12 protein-coding genes are annotated in these 19,134 nt (G+C 46.6%); 7 read left to right on the forward strand and 5 right to left on the reverse strand.

All coding sequences use genetic code 11. The annotated features are described in order from the left end of the window. The gene (gene mpl / locus ACFQNF_RS09135) at positions 1-1,365 is read right to left on the reverse strand and encodes a UDP-N-acetylmuramate:L-alanyl-gamma-D-glutamyl-meso-diaminopimelate ligase (RefSeq protein ID WP_380187685.1); all 1,365 of its coding nucleotides are present in this window, start codon (positions 1,363-1,365) and stop codon (positions 1-3) included. 105 nt (positions 1,366-1,470) lie between these two features. On the opposite strand from mpl, the gene ACFQNF_RS09140 reads away from it, so the two are divergent. After that, entirely contained in the window at positions 1,471-2,442 is a 972-nt protein-coding gene (locus ACFQNF_RS09140) for a GGDEF domain-containing protein (protein ID WP_380187686.1), read from the forward strand. Here ACFQNF_RS09140 and ACFQNF_RS09145 read toward each other — a convergent pair whose 3' ends face one another. Beyond that, positions 2,443-3,828, reverse strand: coding sequence for a diguanylate cyclase (locus ACFQNF_RS09145; protein ID WP_380187687.1), 1,386 nt, complete (start codon positions 3,826-3,828; stop codon positions 2,443-2,445). A gap of 94 nt (positions 3,829-3,922) precedes the next feature. Continuing rightward, complete coding sequence (locus ACFQNF_RS09150) at positions 3,923-5,965, reverse strand: M3 family metallopeptidase (RefSeq protein WP_380187688.1); 2,043 nt, start codon at positions 5,963-5,965, stop codon at positions 3,923-3,925. Positions 5,966-6,396: 431 nt separating this feature from the next. On the opposite strand from ACFQNF_RS09150, the gene ACFQNF_RS09155 reads away from it, so the two are divergent. The 4 genes from ACFQNF_RS09155 (at position 6,397) to ACFQNF_RS09170 (ending at position 11,998) form a co-directional block, all read left to right on the forward strand. Further along, on the forward strand, positions 6,397-8,190 hold the full coding sequence (locus ACFQNF_RS09155) for a monovalent cation:proton antiporter-2 (CPA2) family protein (RefSeq protein WP_380187689.1): 1,794 nt from the start codon (positions 6,397-6,399) through the stop codon (positions 8,188-8,190). Then, complete coding sequence (earP, locus tag ACFQNF_RS09160; RefSeq protein WP_380187690.1) at positions 8,190-9,332, forward strand: elongation factor P maturation arginine rhamnosyltransferase EarP; 1,143 nt, start codon at positions 8,190-8,192, stop codon at positions 9,330-9,332. Before ACFQNF_RS09155 ends, earP begins: the two co-directional genes overlap by 1 nt. A 36-nt stretch (positions 9,333-9,368) precedes the next feature. After that, the gene (gene efp, locus ACFQNF_RS09165; protein WP_380187839.1) at positions 9,369-9,929 is read left to right on the forward strand and encodes an elongation factor P; all 561 of its coding nucleotides are present in this window, start codon (positions 9,369-9,371) and stop codon (positions 9,927-9,929) included. A gap of 146 nt (positions 9,930-10,075) precedes the next feature. Beyond that, on the forward strand, positions 10,076-11,998 hold the full coding sequence (locus ACFQNF_RS09170; RefSeq protein ID WP_380187691.1) for a PAS domain S-box protein: 1,923 nt from the start codon (positions 10,076-10,078) through the stop codon (positions 11,996-11,998). A gap of 93 nt (positions 11,999-12,091) precedes the next feature. Here ACFQNF_RS09170 and ACFQNF_RS09175 read toward each other — a convergent pair whose 3' ends face one another. Both ACFQNF_RS09175 and uvrB read right to left on the reverse strand, forming a co-directional pair. Continuing rightward, the gene (locus tag ACFQNF_RS09175; RefSeq protein WP_380187692.1) at positions 12,092-14,164 is read right to left on the reverse strand and encodes a prolyl oligopeptidase family serine peptidase; all 2,073 of its coding nucleotides are present in this window, start codon (positions 14,162-14,164) and stop codon (positions 12,092-12,094) included. Between the two features lie 351 nt (positions 14,165-14,515). Next, a complete protein-coding gene (uvrB, locus tag ACFQNF_RS09180) occupies positions 14,516-16,531 on the reverse strand; it encodes an excinuclease ABC subunit UvrB (protein ID WP_380187693.1) in 2,016 nt (671 codons plus the stop codon). Between the two features lie 384 nt (positions 16,532-16,915). Between uvrB and ACFQNF_RS09185 the strand changes: the two genes are divergently transcribed. Together ACFQNF_RS09185 and ACFQNF_RS09190 are read left to right on the forward strand one after the other, a co-directional pair. After that, positions 16,916-17,497 carry a DUF262 domain-containing protein gene (locus ACFQNF_RS09185; protein ID WP_380187694.1) on the forward strand — a complete coding sequence of 194 codons (582 nt, stop codon included), beginning with the start codon at positions 16,916-16,918 and terminating at the stop codon, positions 17,495-17,497. Next, positions 17,454-18,653, forward strand: a complete 1,200-nt coding sequence (locus ACFQNF_RS09190; RefSeq protein ID WP_380187695.1) for a GmrSD restriction endonuclease domain-containing protein — start codon at positions 17,454-17,456, stop codon at positions 18,651-18,653. Before ACFQNF_RS09185 ends, ACFQNF_RS09190 begins: the two co-directional genes overlap by 44 nt. Positions 18,654-19,134 lie beyond the last annotated feature (481 nt).

The raw sequence follows: 19,134 nt of genomic DNA on the forward strand, positions 1-19,134 counted from the left end.
TTACAAAGCGGCTAATAATTTGCCATGTACGCCGCCAAAGCCGCCATTGCTCATAATTAAAATATGGTCGCCAGCCTGCGCCGCTTGGCGAACGGCTTCGATCAGGAGCGTTAGATCATCAAAGCTTTGGGCTTTTTCTCCTAGGCAAGCGAGCGCCTCACTGCTGCTCCAGCCTAAGTTGGCACCATAGCAAAAAATCAGATCCGCCCCTTGCAAGCTGCCGGGCAGGGCTTGTTTCATGCTGCCTAATTTCATGGTGTTTGAACGCGGCTCCAGCACGGCCAAGATGCGCGCGTTGCCGACCTTCTTGCGTAAGCCCGCTACGGTGGTGGCAATGGCTGTGGGGTGGTGAGCAAAGTCATCGTAAACGGTAATGCCCTTACTATGGCCTTTGATTTCCATGCGGCGTTTTACGTTTTTGAATTCTGCTAGCGCGGCAATCGATTGCTCAGGGGTAACACCCACATGACGGGCTGCAGCAATGGCGGCCAGGGCGTTCATTTGATTATGCTCACCGATAAGCGCCCAGTGCAGCTCGCCCTGCAACTGATCGCCGAGCAGGACTTCAAAGCCATCGCTAAAAGATTTGCCGACTCGCCAGCCTGATGCACCACCAAAGTATTCAATTTCACTCCAGCAGCCCTTATCCAGCACCCGTTTCAGGCTGTCTTCCTTGCCATTGACGATCAACCGGCCCAGCCCGGGCACGGTGCGCACTAAATGGTGAAATTGGGTTTCGATGGCGGCCAGATCAGCAAAAATATCGGCGTGATCAAATTCCAGATTATTCAGTACGGCAGTGCGTGGCCGGTAGTGGACAAACTTACTGCGCTTATCAAAAAAAGCCGTGTCGTATTCGTCGGCTTCCAGCACAAAAAAGGGCGAGGTGGAGGCTGCGTCTTGCCGAGGTGTGCCGGGGGCGCGGGCAGAAATACCAAAGTTTTCTGGGATGCCGCCAATTAAGAAGCCCGGTGCCAAACCTGCGTATTCTAAAATCCATGCCAGCATCGAGCTGGTACTTGTTTTGCCGTGTGTGCCCGCTACCGCAAGCACCCATTTATCCCGTAGCAGATTATCCCCCAGCCACTCTGGGCCGGATGTGTAGGGCAGACCACGGTTAAGGATTTCTTCCATTAATAGATTGCCACGCGTAACCACATTGCCGATCACATAAAGATCTGCGCCTAAAGCCAGTTGGTCTAAATCCCAGCCTTCGATCAGCTCAATGCCAAGTGCTTCGAGCTGGGTAGACATTGGCGGATAAACATTGGCATCGCAGCCGGTGACTTTATGGCCTGCTGTGCGAGCAAGTGCAGCAATCCCACCCATAAATGTGCCGCAAATGCCAAGGATATGTATATGCATATTGATTTAAATTCCTAGGGTGATAAGGGTATTGTCATAGATTCATCGCTTGTGATTGCGTACAATCGTTCTTCTAAATGACTTGTGCAATGGCTCTGAGTATCTATGTCTAATGTATCAGCTATCAATCCGGTAGAAATTGCACGGATTGCACTTAAAAAGCTCTCGGAACGTGGATTAACGCCTACACCAGAAAATTACACCAAATTTTACAACGCCATTGCCACAATTAAGTCACCCGACGCCAAAACATCGAATGAAACTTTACAAGCTTGGCAATTGCTTTACAAAGTGGAGGATATTCTGGGTGATATGGGGGAAACGGCCGATCAGTTACTTTCTGCTTTAGCCGGGGGCAATGAAGCAATGTCTGCCAGCCTCGATCAATTACAAGATACAAGGCGGGCGCATTTAGAGCAGCGAGTTAGCGCAGATGATACGCACAGCAAGCTTGAATCTTTGCTTAATACCATTATCCATTCTACTTCTGAAATGCATTCAACGGTAAGCGCATCAAATACCGATTTGCTGGCGATTCGTGATTCGGTGCGCAGCATTGAAGAAAATCTAGCAATTAGCCGACAAATTTTAGAGCAAGATGCATTAACGGGGGCGATGAATCGCCAAGGATTTGATAATCGTCTGGTGGGCGAGGCAAAGCTGGCTCAACGCCTTGGGCATAAATTATCCGTGGTGCTGTTTGATCTGGATGATTTCAAATTAGTGAATGATCGCTTTGGCCATGCAGTAGGCGATAATGTGTTGATTCATATCGCAGGCCTTGCAAAATCGGTATTAAGAGATTCGGATATTCTGGTCCGCTATGGCGGCGAAGAGTTTTTGATTTTGCTGGCAGAAACCGATATGCACGGGGCTCGGTATGTTTTGGAGCGTTTACAGCAAATGGCTCGCCGTAATCCATTTATGCATAAGCAGCAGCGTTTGGATATTACTTTCTCAACCGGTATTGCTATGCTGCGGCATGATGAAAACGGCCGGGCTTTGGTGTTGCGTGCGGATGAAGCTTTATACGTGGCAAAGCGTAATGGCCGTGGCTTAATTGAAATGGCTGAGTGATTATTTATTAAAAATAGTTACTCGGTTTCTGCCATTATGTTTTGCTGCATACAGCGCTAAATCGGCGTATTCAAGCAGCTTTTTGGAGTTTTCGGTGTGCAGCGGGTAAACAGAAATACCCGCTGAAAACGTGATTTTCAGCTCACCGTTTTGATGCCGGATAATGGTGTTGGAGAAATCATCCCGATGCCGGTCAATTTTTAACTGGGCGTTTTCAGCCGAAGCGCCCATCATTAAAATCAAAAATTCCTCTCCGCCTAAGCGGCAAACCACATCGCTACTCCGAGCTTGCTCACTTAAAAATAGCGCCAGACATTTGAGTGCTTCATCCCCTGCCGGATGACCATAGCTATCATTTACTGCTTTAAAGTGATCGATATCAATCATTACGGCACTTAGTGGCATATTATTGCGGGTGGCTTGCGCCAGCATAATATCGAGTGTTTCGGCTAGGTAGCGCCGGTTATAGAGGCCCGTTAAAGGGTCTCTCAGTGCGGCTTCTAATAGCTTGTCTTGTAATGAGACAATTTCTTCCAGTTTGGTTTCCAGCTTGATTTTTGCGTCTTGCAAGGCATCAAAAGTGTGTTTTCTTTGGGTGATATCTTCGTAAGCACCCACAATACCAATAACCGACCCATCGCTTTCTAATAGGGGCACATGGTTTAGGCTGATATGCGTGAGCTTGCCATCATGGGTGGTAATCGCGCCCTCCTGATTTAGCAAGCTTTGTCCGGTGCTAATTACGGTATGGGCAAATGCTTGTAATGCAAATGCACGCTCTGGCATCAGATCAAAATCTGTTCTGCCGATGATGTCTTCAGACGAAATCATGCCATTGTCATTGGCAAAGTGCCGATTACAACCGATATAGCGGGAATCAGGGTCTTTCCAGAAAACGCGGATCGGAATCGCATCTAATACGGCATTAAGTAAGCGCTTGGCTTTTTCAGCATCAAGCTCTTTTTGCTCTAGCACTTTGGCAAATGCTAAAAGCTCATGGTGCATTTTATTCTGTGAAATATGCGAGCGAACACGGGCGCGCAAGATGGTGCGGCTAATCGGCTTAGTGACATAGTCCACCGCGCCCAAGGCAAAAGCACGTTCTTCATCGGCCACATTTAATAAGGCCGTGACAAACACAACAGGAATTTCTGCGGTGGCAGGCTCTGCTTTGAGCTGCTCACAGACGGCATAGCCATCCAGATCAGACATCATGACATCTAGCAAAATTAAATCGGGCAGATATTGAGCGGCTAATTCTAAAGCGGTGTGACCTTGTTCGGCGGTGAGCAGCTGATATTCGTCTTCTAGGCAGGATGAAAGAATGGCGATGCTATCCGCTCTGTCATCAACGATTAAAACGGTAGGCTTGGTCTCAGCTTTCATGATCGCACTCAGTTGATGGTGATAAGCGACAGAGGTTTTATAAGGGCGGCTTACTCACGCAGTGCCGCCCTCTGATTACAAAAGGGCTTACTGATTAATTTAAACCACGTTTACGCAAGAGGGGAATAACCTCCGCCGAGCGGCCGCGAAATGCAAGGTAAGCGCTGGCAGGCGCAATGGAATTACCCACACTATAGATAGTGCGATACAAACGTTCTGCCGTGGCCGGATCAAAGGGATTGCCGCATTCTATAAAGGCATCGAAAGCATCGGCTTCTAAGACTTCAGCCCACATATAAACGTAATAGCCTGCTGCGTAGTCATCCCCTGCAAAAATATGCCCGAAATGGGGCAGGCGGTGGTTAATGCCTACGGCTTTGGGCAGGCCCATTTTTGCCAGTGTTTTCTGTTCAAAATGGCTGATATCGTGTAAATCGCTCGATAAATCTAAATGAATCTGCAAATCGAGCAGGGCGGAACCTAGATAGCGGACGGTTTCAAAGCCCTGGTTAAAAAAGCGCGCATTTTTGATTTTTGCCAGCAGCGCATCGGGAATGGCCTCGCCGGTTTTAATGTGTAAGGCGTGCTTTTTGAGCACCTCATCTTGTTCGGCCCAGTTTTCATAAAGCTGCGATGGCAGTTCTACATAGTCTTGCGCCACAGAAGGCCCGGCTAGCCGCTTGTATTGCACATCGGATAACAGTCCGTGCAAGCCATGGCCAAATTCGTGAAATAAAGTACGCACATCATCAAATGAAAGCAGGGTAGGCTGGCCAGCGGGGGCTTTAGAGAAATTATTATTGTTGATTACAATTGGCAAAACACGCTGCCCGTTAGAGCAGCTTTGAGTGCGGAATTCATGCATCCATGCGCCGCCTTGCTTGCTGGTGCGGGAGAAATTATCACCAATAAAGAGGCCAATCACGCTGCCGTGGCGGCTGACTTCCCAAAGCCTTGCATCTGGATGATAAAGCGGCACATCAAAGCGCTCTTTAAAGCTCAGGCCAAATAGGCGGCCCGCGCAATCAAAAGCAGCGGCGATCATATTCTCCAGAGCAAAGTAAGGCTTGATTTCGGCATCGTCCAAATCAAATCGCGCCAGGCGTTGTTGCTCGGCGAGATAAAACCAATCCCAAGGCTCGATATCCAGTGGCTCACCCAGCTCGGCAGCCAAAGTTTGCAGATCGGCTTGTTCTTCAAGCACGCGCTGCAGTGCAGGTTGCCAGACTTTATTCAGTAAATCTAAAGCGGCCTGCGGCGTACCCGCCATGCGATCGTTCAGGGCGTAATCAGCAAAATTGGTGTAGCCCAGCAATTTAGCCTGTTCAAGACGCAGTGCCAGAATTCGCGGGGCTATCGGGCGGTTATCTGCTTTGCCTGCATTTTCGCCTCGTGCTTTCCATGCCTGATGCGCTGCTTGACGTAAATCACGGCGGCTGGAGTAAGTCAGAAAAGGCACTACTGACGAGCGTGAAAGCGTAATGGCATAGCCATCCACGCCTCGATCGGCTGCGGCTTGCTTGGCTGAGCTTTTAATTGAATCGGGCAGGCCGGCTAAATCGTTTTCGCCATTGAGCATTAAGCGATACTCCGCTTCATCGCTGCGTACATTTTGTGCAAACTGAGTGCATAGCGTAGCAAGCTCGGCCACGATGTCAGCAAAACGCTGGCTGGCCTCACCTTTTAGCTCTGCGCCATTACGCACAAAATCTATATGAATTCGCTCTAAGAGCCGCATTTGTTCGGTGCTTAGTTTTAAATCACTGCGCTGTTGGTAAAGGGTATTCAGGCGGATAAATACCGCAGCCTGCTGATAAACCGCATTATGATGAGCCGCTAATTCTGGAGCGAGAGCGAGTTCAATCGCTTCGAGCTCTGCACAGGTTTCAGAGGCAGTCAGGTTTTCAAATACGGCTTGAATACGCGCAAGTAATGATCCGGCACTGGCAAAGCTTTCTACACTATTGGCAAAATCGGGCAAGCTGGTTTGTGCTGCAATGGCATTTAATTCTTCACGATGCTGAGCCATCGCAAAGGCAAAAGCGCTAGGGAAATGTTCGGGGTGAATTTGATAAAATGGTGGTAGACCATAAGGCGTTTGCCAGTCTTGCAATAAAGGATTGCTCTCTGTATTCATGGTAAGCCCGCATGCGATTGGAGTTTGAATTTTATTACAACGACATGTGGCGGACTATTGGTGAATTAAGATAAAGCGTTTAATGCTAATTTCTGCTGAAATTATTGCTTTATGAAAAGTTTTTTGAGCTGTATTGTCATCCTTTGCTGAAAAAGCGTGGTATTAATCTGATGATTCATCTGTATAAATATAGCTGGCTACGCAGCTGCTATGATTGTTGACTATGCTGTTTAGCTGCTTTTTTGAAAAATGATCACGAATTTAAGAATTGAAAATTGCAGCAAAGTGCTATAAACAGCACTGTATTTAAGATAATCAGAAAACGATGATGTAATTGTTGTTCTGTAAAGTATAAATAGGACATACGAATATATTGCAGCGCACAGGAAAGGTTTATTGCGCTGCTAACAAAATAGCTTATGGAGAAAGCGATGGAGAATAACCAGCTATTACACACTTCTGTTGTGCTGTTGGCAGCAGCGGTGATTGCAGTACCCATATTTAAGCGTTTTAATTTAGGATCGATCTTAGGTTATTTAACGGCAGGCGTAGTAGTGGGGCCTTATTTTTTAGGGTTTATTGAAGACCCGGTAGCGGTGCTTGATTTTGCTGAAATTGGGGTGGTGCTCTTATTATTTGTGCTGGGGCTGGAATTAAATCCTAAATCATTATGGCAAATGCGTAAGAAAATTGTAGGGCTAGGTGGGGCACAATTACTTTTTTGTGGCTTAGCTTTAGCAGGTTTATCTACGCTGGCTTTAAGCATTGAGTTTAAAGCATCCTTGCTTATCGGAGTAACGCTTGCTTTATCTTCTACGGCATTTGCTATTTCGCTCTTAAAAGAGCGCAGTATGCTTAATCAGCCCATTGGCCGAATTGGCTTTGCTATTTTGCTGATGCAAGATCTGGCGGTGATTCCGGTATTACTGAGTTTACAAGCAATGGCCCCGGATACGAGCGGCCATATTGTGCCGTGGTGGCTGGGCTTATTGGCAGTGCTGATTACCCTGTTTGTGGGCACTTATTTGCTTAATCCATTATTAAAAATAGTCGCAAAGTATGGCAATTCAGAAGTGATGACGGCCGCTGCGCTACTGATTGTACTTGGTGCCGCGCTTGGTTTTGATTATGCGGGCTTATCGATGGCAATGGGCGCTTTTACTGCGGGAATTATGCTGGCAAATTCCAGCTTCAGGCACCAATTAGAGGCAGATATCGAGCCTTTTAAAGGGTTATTACTGGGGTTGTTTTTTATCACCATTGGTACCAGTATTAATTTAAAAATGCTGCTGGCTGATCCGTGGTTTTTACTTTCGGGCGCTTTATTATTGCTCTTGGTTAAAAGCTCGGTGATTGCTGCTTTAATTACCTTCACTACGGGGCAATCAAAGCTAAGCAGCTTCAGGCTTGGGCTGATGCTGGCACAAGGTGGTGAGTTTGCTTTTGTGGTGATGGCCCAAGCGCTGTCTTTGCATATTTTAGATCATCAAATTACCGAAGAAATTACTATTGTCGTTGGTTTGTCGATGGCTTTGAATGCGCCCTTGTTAATGATCTTTGAGCGGCTTATTCAGCGTAAAGGCAAAGAAAAGAAAGTCGATTATAGTAATGTGAAGTTTGAAACCAATAAAGTCATCATTGCTGGATTTGGCCGCTTTGGTCAAGCCACAGGACGCTTATTGGCCGCAAAGGGAATGCAATTCACCGCCTTAGATAAAGATCCTGAGCATATTGAGTTTTTAAAAAAAGTAGGTCATAAAATCTATTTTGGCGATGCTACACGGTATGATTTATTAAGAAAAGCAGGCGCAAAGCAGGCCACGGTGTTATTAATCGCCATTGATAACATCAGCGATTCCCTGCATTTAGCGCAAATGGCAAAGCGCAAGTTTCCTCATCTGCAGATTATTGCTCGGGCGCATAATCGTACCCATGCATTGTCTTTAATGGATTTAAATGTGGATGTGGTGATTCGTGAAGTATGGGAAAGTAGCCTGACTGCGGCAGAGCATACTTTATTAGCATTGGGCTATTCGCCCTCACATGCTGAGCGAATGATTGATATTTTTCAGCGTCATGATGAAGCGTCTTTACTTGAGCAATTAGAGCATAAAGACGATATGAATGCTTTAATGGCTTTGGCAAAAGCCAATCGTCAGCAAATGCATGATTTATTTGTGGCAGATAGAGATGTTTATGCCAGAGAAGAAAAAGTGGTTGAGTAATGAATGAATTAAAGCGTTGGGATATTTTTTGCCGTGTAGTTGATAACTACGGCGATATTGGCGTGTGCTGGCGTTTAGCGCGGCAATTGTCCTTTGAGCATGGCTTTGCTGTGCGCTTGATTGTGGATGATTTAGCCAGCTTTCAGCGGATTCAGGCCGATATTTGCACCGATCTCGATCAGCAGATGTGCTCGGGTGTAGCGATTCAGCATTGGGGCGAATCATTGCCTGATATTGAGCCGGCTGATGTTGTTATCGAGGCTTTTGCTTGCGATTTACCCACGAGCTATATCGCTGCCATGAAGGCCAAGACTAGCGGTTTGGTTTGGCTGAACTTGGAATATCTTTCGGCAGAAGACTGGGTATTGGGCTGCCACGGCTTGCCATCGCCCGCTCAGGGCTTAGCTAAGTTTTTCTTTTTTCCTGGCTTTGTCGATGGCACGGGCGGCTTATTGGGCGAACGGGCACAGCTTAGCGCTCGGGCCGCTTGGTCGCTGGCGGATAGCGATGCCTATTTGGGTCAATGGCAGGCGGTGGAGGCCAATAGTCTCAGGGTGTCTCTTTTTGCCTATGCCAATCAAGGCTTGGCAGATTTGTTGAGTACTTGGCAGCAATCAGATCGCCCCGTGCAGGTGTTTATGCCTGAAGGCTTATTGCTGCCTTTGGCCGAAGCCGCGCTAGGGCAGGCATTGGCGGTTGGCGAAACAATTCACTGTGGTGCGCTTAGCTTGTCGGTGCTGCCGATGCAATCCCAAGATGAGTACGATCGGCTGCTTTGGAGTTGCGATCTTAACTTTGTGCGCGGTGAAGATTCTTTTGTGCGCGCACAGTGGGCGGCACTGCCCTTGGTCTGGCATATCTATCCGCAGGATGACGATGCACACGCCGTCAAATTAAATGCGTTTTTGGCGCATTATTTGGCCGCTTGTCCAAGTGAATCAGCACAGGCTTTAAATGATTTTTGGCAGGTTTGGAATCATGGTGGCGATCTGCAAGCCGCGTGGCATAAGCTTTTGCCACAGCTTTCTGTTTTAACTCCGCATGCAGCAGCCTGGCGTGAGAATTTGATCAAAAGGGGGGATCTCGCCACTAATCTGGTCAGATTCGTTAATAGCAAGGTAAAATGGCGCGTTAAATTTTAACCATCACTTAAGCTCTAGGTAAACACCGCAATGGCAATCAAAACCGCACAAGAAGTTCGCGTTGGTAACGTAATCATGGTTGACGCTCAACCTTGGGTCGTTCAAAAAACCGAATACAGCAAGTCTGGCCGTAACTCTTCTGTTGTAAAAGTAAAAGCAAAAAGCTTGCTGGGCACTTCTGCTTCAGAAAACGTTTACAAAGCAGACGAAAAGTTTGAAGTTGTAACATTAGATCGCAAAGAATGTACTTACACCTACTTCGCAGATCCAATGTATGTATTTATGGATACAGAGTTTGAGCAGTACGAAATCGAAAAAGACAATTTGGGTGACACGCTCAACTTTATCGAAGACGGCATGCAAGATGTTTGCGATGTAACCTTCTACGAAGGCAAGGCTATTTCGGTTGAAATGCCAACGACTATCGTTCGTGAAGTGGTTTACACCGAGCCAGCAGTTCGCGGTGATACTTCAGGTAAAGTAATGAAGCCAGCTCGTCTGGTAAATGGCTTTGAATTGCCAGTGGCTGCATTTATCGAAATCGGCGACAAAATCGAAATCGACACACGCTTCAACGAATTCAAAAAACGCGCCTAATCGCCGTTTAGAATCAAAAAAAGCCACCTTTACGAAGGTGGCTTTTTTTTGTGCTTGAAAAATGTAAATTAAAATGACCACGAAGTATCTTCTGAATGGGTTTGTAGTCGCTATAGTGGTATCAGCCTTATTGGATATTGCCCTTTATGACCCAGCCTCCTATTCCCCCTGACGAAACCGAGCGCTTGCATCTTTTGCATGCGCTAGAGCTGCTTGATACCGAGGCGGAGCCTGCTTTTGATCTAATTACGCGCTTGGTTTCTCAAATCCTTCACGTGCCTATTGCCTTGGTTTCTTTGGTTGATGAGAACCGGCAATGGTTTAAATCCCGAGTGGGGCTAGACGCCACCGAAACGCCGCGTGAATTCGCTTTTTGCGCCCATAGCATTATGAATAGCGGTCCTATGCTTGTGCAAGATGCCACGCAAGACGAGCGCTTTGCGGATAATCCGCTAGTGACCGGGCAGCCCAATATCCGTTTTTATGCAGGAATGCCGATTCGAAGCGCTGGCGGTTTGGCTCTTGGTACGCTCTGTGCCATTGATTCAAAACCTCGTGTTCTCACGCCAGATGAAGTGGGTATTTTGATTGCCTTGGCTGATTTAATTAATAAAGAAGTGCAAATGCGTGAAACAGTGCTACTTACACGCAGCCAGATGAATTATTCACAGAAAAAAATTCAGGCGATTGAGGCACGATTCCGTACCGTATTTGAGCGGGCCGGAGTAGGTATTGCCTTGGTTGCACCAGATGGTGGTTGGATCAGTGTAAACGAAGCGCTTTGTCAGATCGTTGGCTATAGCAGGGCTGAATTACTCCAGCTTACATTTCAAGGCATTACTTATCCGGATGATCTTGAGGGCGATCTCAGCCTTTTACAGCAGTTAGTGGCGGATAAAATTGATCGTTATCAGCTTGAAAAGCGTTATATCTGCAAAAATGGCAACCCGGTATGGGTGCAGTTGGTGGTGACCAAGCATATGGGCCAGACGGGTGAGCTTGATTATTTTGTGTCGATTATTAAAGACATACAGGCGAGGAAAGAGGCAGAAGAATCACTGGCTGCTTTACGGTATTCTTTAGAAGAGCGCGTGCTGGCCCGCACTCAAGATTTACGAGCGGCGAATGAAATGCTTTCTTCGGCCATGGCCCAACAGCTGTATTCAGAACAAGCATTGCGTAAGCGTGAAGCGGAATTAAGCATGGTGATTGAAAATGCCAATGATGCTTATGTCTGCACAGATCAGGCCGGCGTCATTATTGAGTGGAATAATCAGGCCGAGCAGACCTTTGGCTGGAGCGCATCAGAAGCCATTGGCTGCCCTTTAGATGAGTTGATTATCCCCCTTGACATGCGCGAGGCACACCGGGCAGGAATGAAACGTTATTTGGTTTCTGGTGAGCATAAGGTGCTTAATCAGCGGCTAGAGCTGACGGCCTTGCGACGCGATGGAAGTGTGCTACCTGCGGAGGTGAGGATTCGTGCCTTGCATCTTGATGGACAAGTTATTTTTAGCGCGTTTTTGCATGATATTACTGTGCGCAAACAGATCGAATCAGAGCGGGATCATGAGGCAAGGCATGATGCACTGACTGGACTACCTAATCGGCGCACGCTGTTTGAGCTGATTCCGCAAGCGATCGCAAGGGCAAATCGTCATTGCGTGCCTTTGGCCATTGTGTTTCTTGATTTAGATGGCTTTAAAGCCGTGAATGACACCCTGGGGCATGAGGCGGGTGATGCCGTTTTATGCGCAACTGCCCAGCGCTTACGCGAAAGTGTGCGCGACACCGATACGGTTGTACGCTTGGCAGGGGATGAGTTCACTCTGATTTTAGAGGGTTTAAATGGGGGGATTCTGGATGCATATGTATTAGCAGAAAAGCTGTTGCTGTGTATCCAAGAGCCTATCCTTTTTGGAGAAAGCACCGCGCATGTCAGTGCCAGTATTGGTATTACTCTTTATTCACCCGGCACGGAGAAAACACCAGATCAATTAGTGAATACCGCCGATGCCGCAATGTACGAGGCCAAGCGAGCGGGTAAATCAAGAGTGTGTGTTCAGTAGTTAGATGCAAAATATCACGACACAGTCTTTATATTTTTTACGATAAGGTGAGCTTAAGGGTGAGCTTAAAAATGGGCCCACCCTCAGAGATGATTACTTCAGCATCTTCCACAAAAAGCTGTATTCCAGCGCAGTCATGTCGGCTTTTTGGCTGTTGTCTGCTGCACCTGCATGGCCGCCTTCCATATTTTCAAAATACCAAACCGATTTAACGCCCTCGCTTTGCATTTTGGCCATCATTTTTCGCGCATGGCCGGGGTGAACTCGGTCGTCGCGAGTGGAGGTGGTAAACAGAATATTCGGGTATTGCGTTTTGGCTTTGATATTGTGAAACGGCGAGTATTTGCTGATGTAATCCCACTCCGCTGGCACATCGGGATTACCGTATTCGCCCATCCACGAAGCACCCGCTAGCAGCTGATTAAAGCGGCGCATATCTAGGAGCGGTACCTGGCAAACTACCGCGCCAAATAAATCTGGGCGCTGCGTCATCATCACCCCCATCAAAAGCCCACCATTGCTGCCGCCCATAATGCCAAGCTTTTTAGGTTGGGTAATTTTCTTGGCAACAAGGTCTTCTGCCACGGCAATAAAATCATCGTAGGCTTTTTGGCGATTTTCTTTGAGCGCGGCCTGATGCCAGCGCGGGCCAAATTCGCCGCCACCACGAATATTGGCCAGCACATATACGCCGCCTTTTTCTAGCCAAGCCTTACCTACGCCTGCTGAATAATACGGCGTGAGGCTGACTTCAAAGCCGCCATAGCCATACAGTAGCGTCGGGGTATTGCCATCAAGTTTTAAGTTTTTAGGTTTAACAATAAAGTAAGGCACACGTGTGCCATCTTTAGATAAAGCCTCGTTTTGTGCGATTTCCATGCTGCTGGCGTCAAAAAAGGCGGGGCGCTGCTTAAGTAGCTCTCGCTCATCTGTGCCAGCATGGGCTAGATAGAGCGAATCAGGTGTGAGGAAATCGACGTGGGTGAAGAAGTAATCATCTGATGTGTCGGCATCAATCGCCGTTGCGCCGATACTGCCAAAAGCGGGTGTATTGATGGCGCGCTGTGACCACTGGCCTTCTTTTAATCGCCATTCAACAAGCCGGCTTTTTACATTGTCTAAGGTGTCAATAATGAGATGGTTTTTGGTGCTGGTGATGCCATTGAGCGCTGTGCTTGGGGTGGGGCTAAAGAGCGGTGTGAATTGGCGCTCGCCCGCCTGAAATTTATCGAAATCGCTGGCGATCAGGCTGCCGCTAGGCCAAGTCTTGCCGCCGATGGTCCATGCAGATTTTAGGGTGATCAGGATTTGCGGGCCAAAAAAGCTGATATTGGCGTCGTCTGGCACAGCAATGCGGCTGAGTTTTTCACCGCTGCGTAAATAGGTTTCATTGGTATAAAAGGTAATGCCACGGCGGATAATCTCGCGGCGGTAGCCTGCTTCTTCGGCCACATAGGCAGAGACAGAAATATCTGTTTTTTGCCCTTCATAAATTGTTTTAGCGGCGCTGAGCGGTGTGCCGCGTTGCCAAAGTTTAACGATGCGTGGGTAGCCCGAATCAGTCTGGCTGTCTTTGCCAAAATCGCTAGCAACAAACACGCTATCTTTACCCTGCCAGCTCAGCTCTGATTTAGCCTCAGGCAAACTAAAGCCATCTTTTACAAAGGCTTTTTTATTTAAATCAAATTCACGTACTTCTACCGCATCGGCCCCGCCGCGAGAAAGGCTAATTAAGCAGCGATCGTATTGGGGATAGCGGCAGTCTGCGCCTTTATAAACCCAGTTGGCATTTTCGGCTTTGGCCAATGCATCTAAATCTAATACGGTTTCCCAATTTGGATTGGCCGTTTTATAACTAGCCAGCGTAGTGCGCCGCCAAATACCGCGCTGATGTTCGCCATCGCGCCAGAAATTATAAAAATAACTGCCCATTTTATTCACATAGGCAATGCGCTCTTTAGAATTAAGAATATCAAGCACTTGATTTTTAAGCGGATTAAAACCTGCTTCTTTCTCTAGCATTCCGTGGCTAATGGCATTTTGCGCCTTCACCCAATCTAATGATTTTTTACCCCCTACATCTTCCAGCCACTCAAATTGATCGCTGGCGGCATGGGCCAGCAGGCTGGCGCTAGCCAGTGCCATTGAAAGTAATACTTTTTGCATATTCTTCCTTACTGAAATCAATGATTAAACAGGCTGGCAGGCGGGCTTGCGCAAATATGCCATTCGGGTCGTAAAATATAGCATATTTGCCCAAGGCAGGCGGGGATTAAGCAATAAGTGTAATGGGGCTGTGGTTAAACTTTTCCATTCATTTGCAAGCATTACATCATTCGTAGGGTGTGCAAGTCGTTTTTCTTGCGCACCGCCCATGGTGCGCAACGACTACGTCGTTGTACACCCTACGAAATGCCGACTCACCTTAAGTCAATAACTTAAGTTGCTAGGGTTGGGCTTTTCCCGTCCTACTAAAACTCAGCTATAACAATGATTTGCTAGAGTGATCAATCCCTATCAATTCCCAAACACCTGATCCCTTAACATTTTTAGCTGATCACGCAATTGGGCGGCTTTTTCGAATTCTAGGTTTTTGGCCGCGTCTATCATTTCTTTTTCGAGGCGTTTCAATTCTTTGGCGAGGGATTTTTCGTCAAATTCATTGAGCATTTTTTGCCGCTTCATTTCTAATCTGGCGGCTACGGCTTCTTCCTCGTTATATACGCCATCAATCATATCTTTAATACGTTTAACGACGCTGCGCGGCGTAATGCCATTGGCCAGATTAAATGCGGTTTGTTTGGCGCGGCGGCGTTCTGTTTCACTAATGGCTTTTTCCATCGACTTGGTAATTCGGTCGGCGTAAAGAATGGCTTTACCATTTAAATTACGCGCGGCGCGGCCGATGGTTTGAATTAAGCTGCGCTCTGATCTTAAAAAGCCTTCTTTATCGGCGTCTAAAATCGCCACCAAGGACACCTCGGGGATATCCAAGCCTTCGCGCAATAAGTTAATCCCGATCAGCACATCAAATACGCCAAGGCGCAAATCGCGCAGGATTTCCACCCGCTCTACGGTATCAATATCGGAATGCAAATAGCGCACTTTTACGCCGTGCTCGCTTAGATAATCGGTCAGCTGCTCGCTCATGCGTTTGGTCAGCGTGGTGACTAAAACACGCTCACCCAAATCGGTGCGTAAGCGAATCTCTGAGAGTAAATCATCCACCTGTGTGCCAACAGGCCGCACCTCAATCAGCGGATCGACCAAGCCTGTTGGCCGCACCACTTGCTCCACCACTTGGCCCTGATGCTTGGCTTCGTAATCGGATGGCGTGGCGGAGACAAACACCGTTTGCGGCATCAGTTGCTCGAATTCTTCAAACTTCAGCGGCCGGTTATCCAAGGCAGACGGCATACGAAAGCCATAATCGACCAGATTTTCCTTACGTGATCGATCGCCTTTATACATCGCGCCAATTTGCGGGATGGTGACGTGGCTTTCGTCGATAATCATGATCGAATTGGGCGGCATATAGTTGATCAGCGTCGGCGGGGCCGAGCCTGCAGGCTTGCCAGAGAAATGCCGCGAGTAGTTTTCAATGCCCTTACAAAAGCCCATTTCAATCAGCATTTCTAAATCAAAACGGGTGCGCTGCTCCAGCCGCTGCGCTTCAACGAGTTTGTGCTCTTTGTAATAAAATGCCAGCCGATCAGTCAGCTCGGCCTTGATGGTTTCGATCGCTTCCAGCACTTTTTCACGCGGGGTAACGTAATGGCTGCTAGGGAACACTGTAAAGCGGCCCACACGCTGCTTGATGTGTCCTGTAAGCGGATCGAATAATTGCAGCGTTTCTAATTCATCATCAAATAAATTCACCCGTAGCGCTAATTCGGCTGATTCGGCGGGGAAGATATCAATCACATCGCCGCGCACCCGAAAACAGCCGCGGCTAAAATCGGTGTCGTTTCTATCGTATTGCATGGCGGTTAGGCGTTTGATCATATCGCGCTGGGCAACGCGCTCGCCTTCTTTCAGGTGCAAAATCATTTTATGGTAGGAGCTAGGATCGCCAATCCCGTAAATCGCGCTGACGGTGGCCACAATAATACAATCCGGCCGCTCTAAAATCGCCTTAGTGGCGGAGAGCCGCATCTGCTCGATATGCTCATTAATCGCCGAGTCTTTCTCGATAAATAAATCGCGGCTGGGCACATAAGCTTCGGGTTGGTAGTAATCGTAGTAAGACACGAAATATTCAACGGCATTTTGCGGAAAGAATTCACGCATCTCCGAGTAAAGCTGCGCCGCCAGCGTCTTATTCGGAGCCATCAAAATAGCCGGCCGCCCCGATTGGGCAATCACATTGGCCATCGTATAAGTCTTACCCGAGCCTGTTACCCCAAGCAGGGTCTGATACTGCAAACCATCATCCAGCCCCTCAAGCAGCTGAGCAATGGCCGTCGGCTGATCGCCTGCAGGTGGAAAAGGCTGAAACAGGCGATAGGGGCTGCCGGGGTAATCGACAAACATGGGCAAGATCCTGTGTTGACGAGGTGAAGTATGCTTATTCTACCCAATAGAACGCTCGTCCGCTTTAATGGTTTTGGGGTGAGGGTGAGTGTGGATGGCTTTAAGTTGTGGGGCTACTGATGAATCAATCTGCAGTAAATTGCTCATTTGATTAAGTAGCTTTTGGTGGCTGTAAAATTTAAGCTAATTACGTGTAATATGATGATGTAAATTATTCTGGTTCGACTTGGTAATGATTTTAATCTGGTTTTGTATTTTGATATATCTAGGTCGGTCCCTATATTTTTTCAGAGCCCCTATAGAAGCTCAGTGTTCACTATTGACATAATTGCATGGCAAAAAAGATGTATGCCGTCAATTCCAGTACTAGGAAGAATTAAAATTATGAGTTATCACTCGGACACCATCGCATTAACTATTGGACGAATGAATCAGCAATATTTTTTGCCCACCATTCAGCGTGAGTTTGTATGGGAGCCGGAACAAATTATGAAATTGTTTGATTCCATTATGCGTAAATACCCTATCAGTTCATTTTTATTCTGGGAAATACGGGATCAAAATAGAGAGAAGTGGCAAGCATACAAATTTTTGGATAAAGCAAAGCAGGGTGGTACTCACAACGAACTGGCGATTACCGATGGCGTGAATAATTTATCTATGATTCTCGATGGGCAGCAGCGATTGACTTCCTTAATGATTGGACTAAAAGGAACATACGTTACAAGAAAAAAAGGTGGACGAATCGCTAACCCTGACGCTTGGACGACAAACAAACTGCACTTAGACTTATTGGCTGCCCCCTCGCTTGATGGTGAGGAAGATAAAGATGGACTTTACTATAAATTCGCATTTAAGGATGCGACTCCACAACCTAATTCTGAGAATTTTTGGTTTCGCGTAGCACAAATAATGGATTTTGATGAGCGTCAAAAGTTCGATGTTTTTCTTAGAACAAAAAGATGAAGAATTAGATAATTACGGGATTTCTCGCGGCGAGAGGAAAGTATTTTCACGAAATTTAGAACGACTCTATCGGGCTATTCACGACGAAAAAGTAATCGCCTATTACATAGAAACAGACCAAGATTATGATCGAGTTCTTGATATTTTTATTCGAGCTAACGACGGAGGAACAAAACTTACAAAGTCTGATTTATTGCTGTCAATGATCACCTCTAAATGGGGAGGGATGAATGCTCGAGAAGAAATATTTGGCTTTGTGGATTATATAAATAATGGGCTTTCTCGTAGTAATAGTTTTGATAAAGATTTTATAATGAAATCATGTCTTGTTCTTGCTGATCTTCCTGTGGCTTACAAGGTTCAAAATTTTACTAATGAAAATTTGGAGCTTATTAAAAAAAAATGGCCTGAAATTAAAAAAGCGATAAAAAAAGGTGTTGATTTAATTAACTCTTATGGTATTGATGAACAGAATCTGAGTAGTGTAAATGCGGTTATTCCAATTATTTATTTTCTTTATAAAAACCCCTCTGTTGATCTGCTAGGCTCAACGCCATTTGAGGTAAGAAATTCAGGGTATATTCATCGTTGGCTTTTCATGGCACTTCTCAAGGGTGCATTTGGTAGGGCTGCAGATGGGTTGCTCAAAAATATTCGCTCAAATATTAAAGAGTCTGGGGCTGATTTCCCACTTAAAGAAATAAACCAGACAATTCTTTCTTCTGGCCTTCACACAACGTTTGATGATGATTACATTGATGACCATGTTCTGAGTTTAAATTACGGCAGTAAGCGTGTATTTTTAGCGTTGTCTTTGCTCTATGATGATGCAAGATGGGGAATAACTCCACATCATCAGGATCATATATTTGCCACTAATTTATTCAAATCCGGAAAGTTAAAGGCACAAGATACTTTATATGGGGAAGAGAAAAAAAATAACTTGGTCAATCTTTGCCTTTTGCCCGCATCTGAAAATACAAGTAAAAAAGATATGCCCTTTAGCTTTTGGCTTGAATCACGTGACCAAAGTTTCTTAAAGCGCCACTTAATACCAGAAGACAAATCTCTTTGGGCATTTGATAGGGTTTCAGATTTTTTAGATGCGCGAGAAGAGTTAATTCGTTTACGCCTCAAATCTTTATTTCATCCCTAAATTTGAGAAATAAAGGCCGTAAGTCGTAATGAATTTGTAGGGCGTAATAAGTCAGGGGCTTTTTCCAGACGCATTACGCCGTATGGAATTTTATGCGGCCATTGATTCTGTTTTCGATCGCTGGTGCAATGCGCTTCGCTTATTGACACCCTACAACACCATCTACTTTGTGGTCTTTTCTGGGACGCATTGGGCAGATAAAACATGCCTAAGCTACTTGCTAATCCTATGGTTTTTTATTAGCAAACAGCGGAAAAACACTATAACCACGCTCTCCGCATAGGGCTTTTTAAAGTCCCCTTGAAGCACGCCGAAGCGAGGAATAAGCGGGTCGGGGTTTCGGAAAAGGGGTAGCGAGGCAGCGAGCGAGCAGCCTTTTTCGCCGAGCCGATTATCCGCAGTGAGGGGCTTTCGTGCTGGTCGGGGCGGCCTTCTTTGGCTTCGTTTCTTGGCCGTTCAAGAAAGGAAGGCCCCCGCGGTG

Source organism: Iodobacter arcticus, from assembly GCF_042664895.1.
In the GTDB taxonomy this organism is placed as follows: Bacteria; Pseudomonadota; Gammaproteobacteria; order Burkholderiales; family Chitinibacteraceae; genus Iodobacter; species Iodobacter arcticus.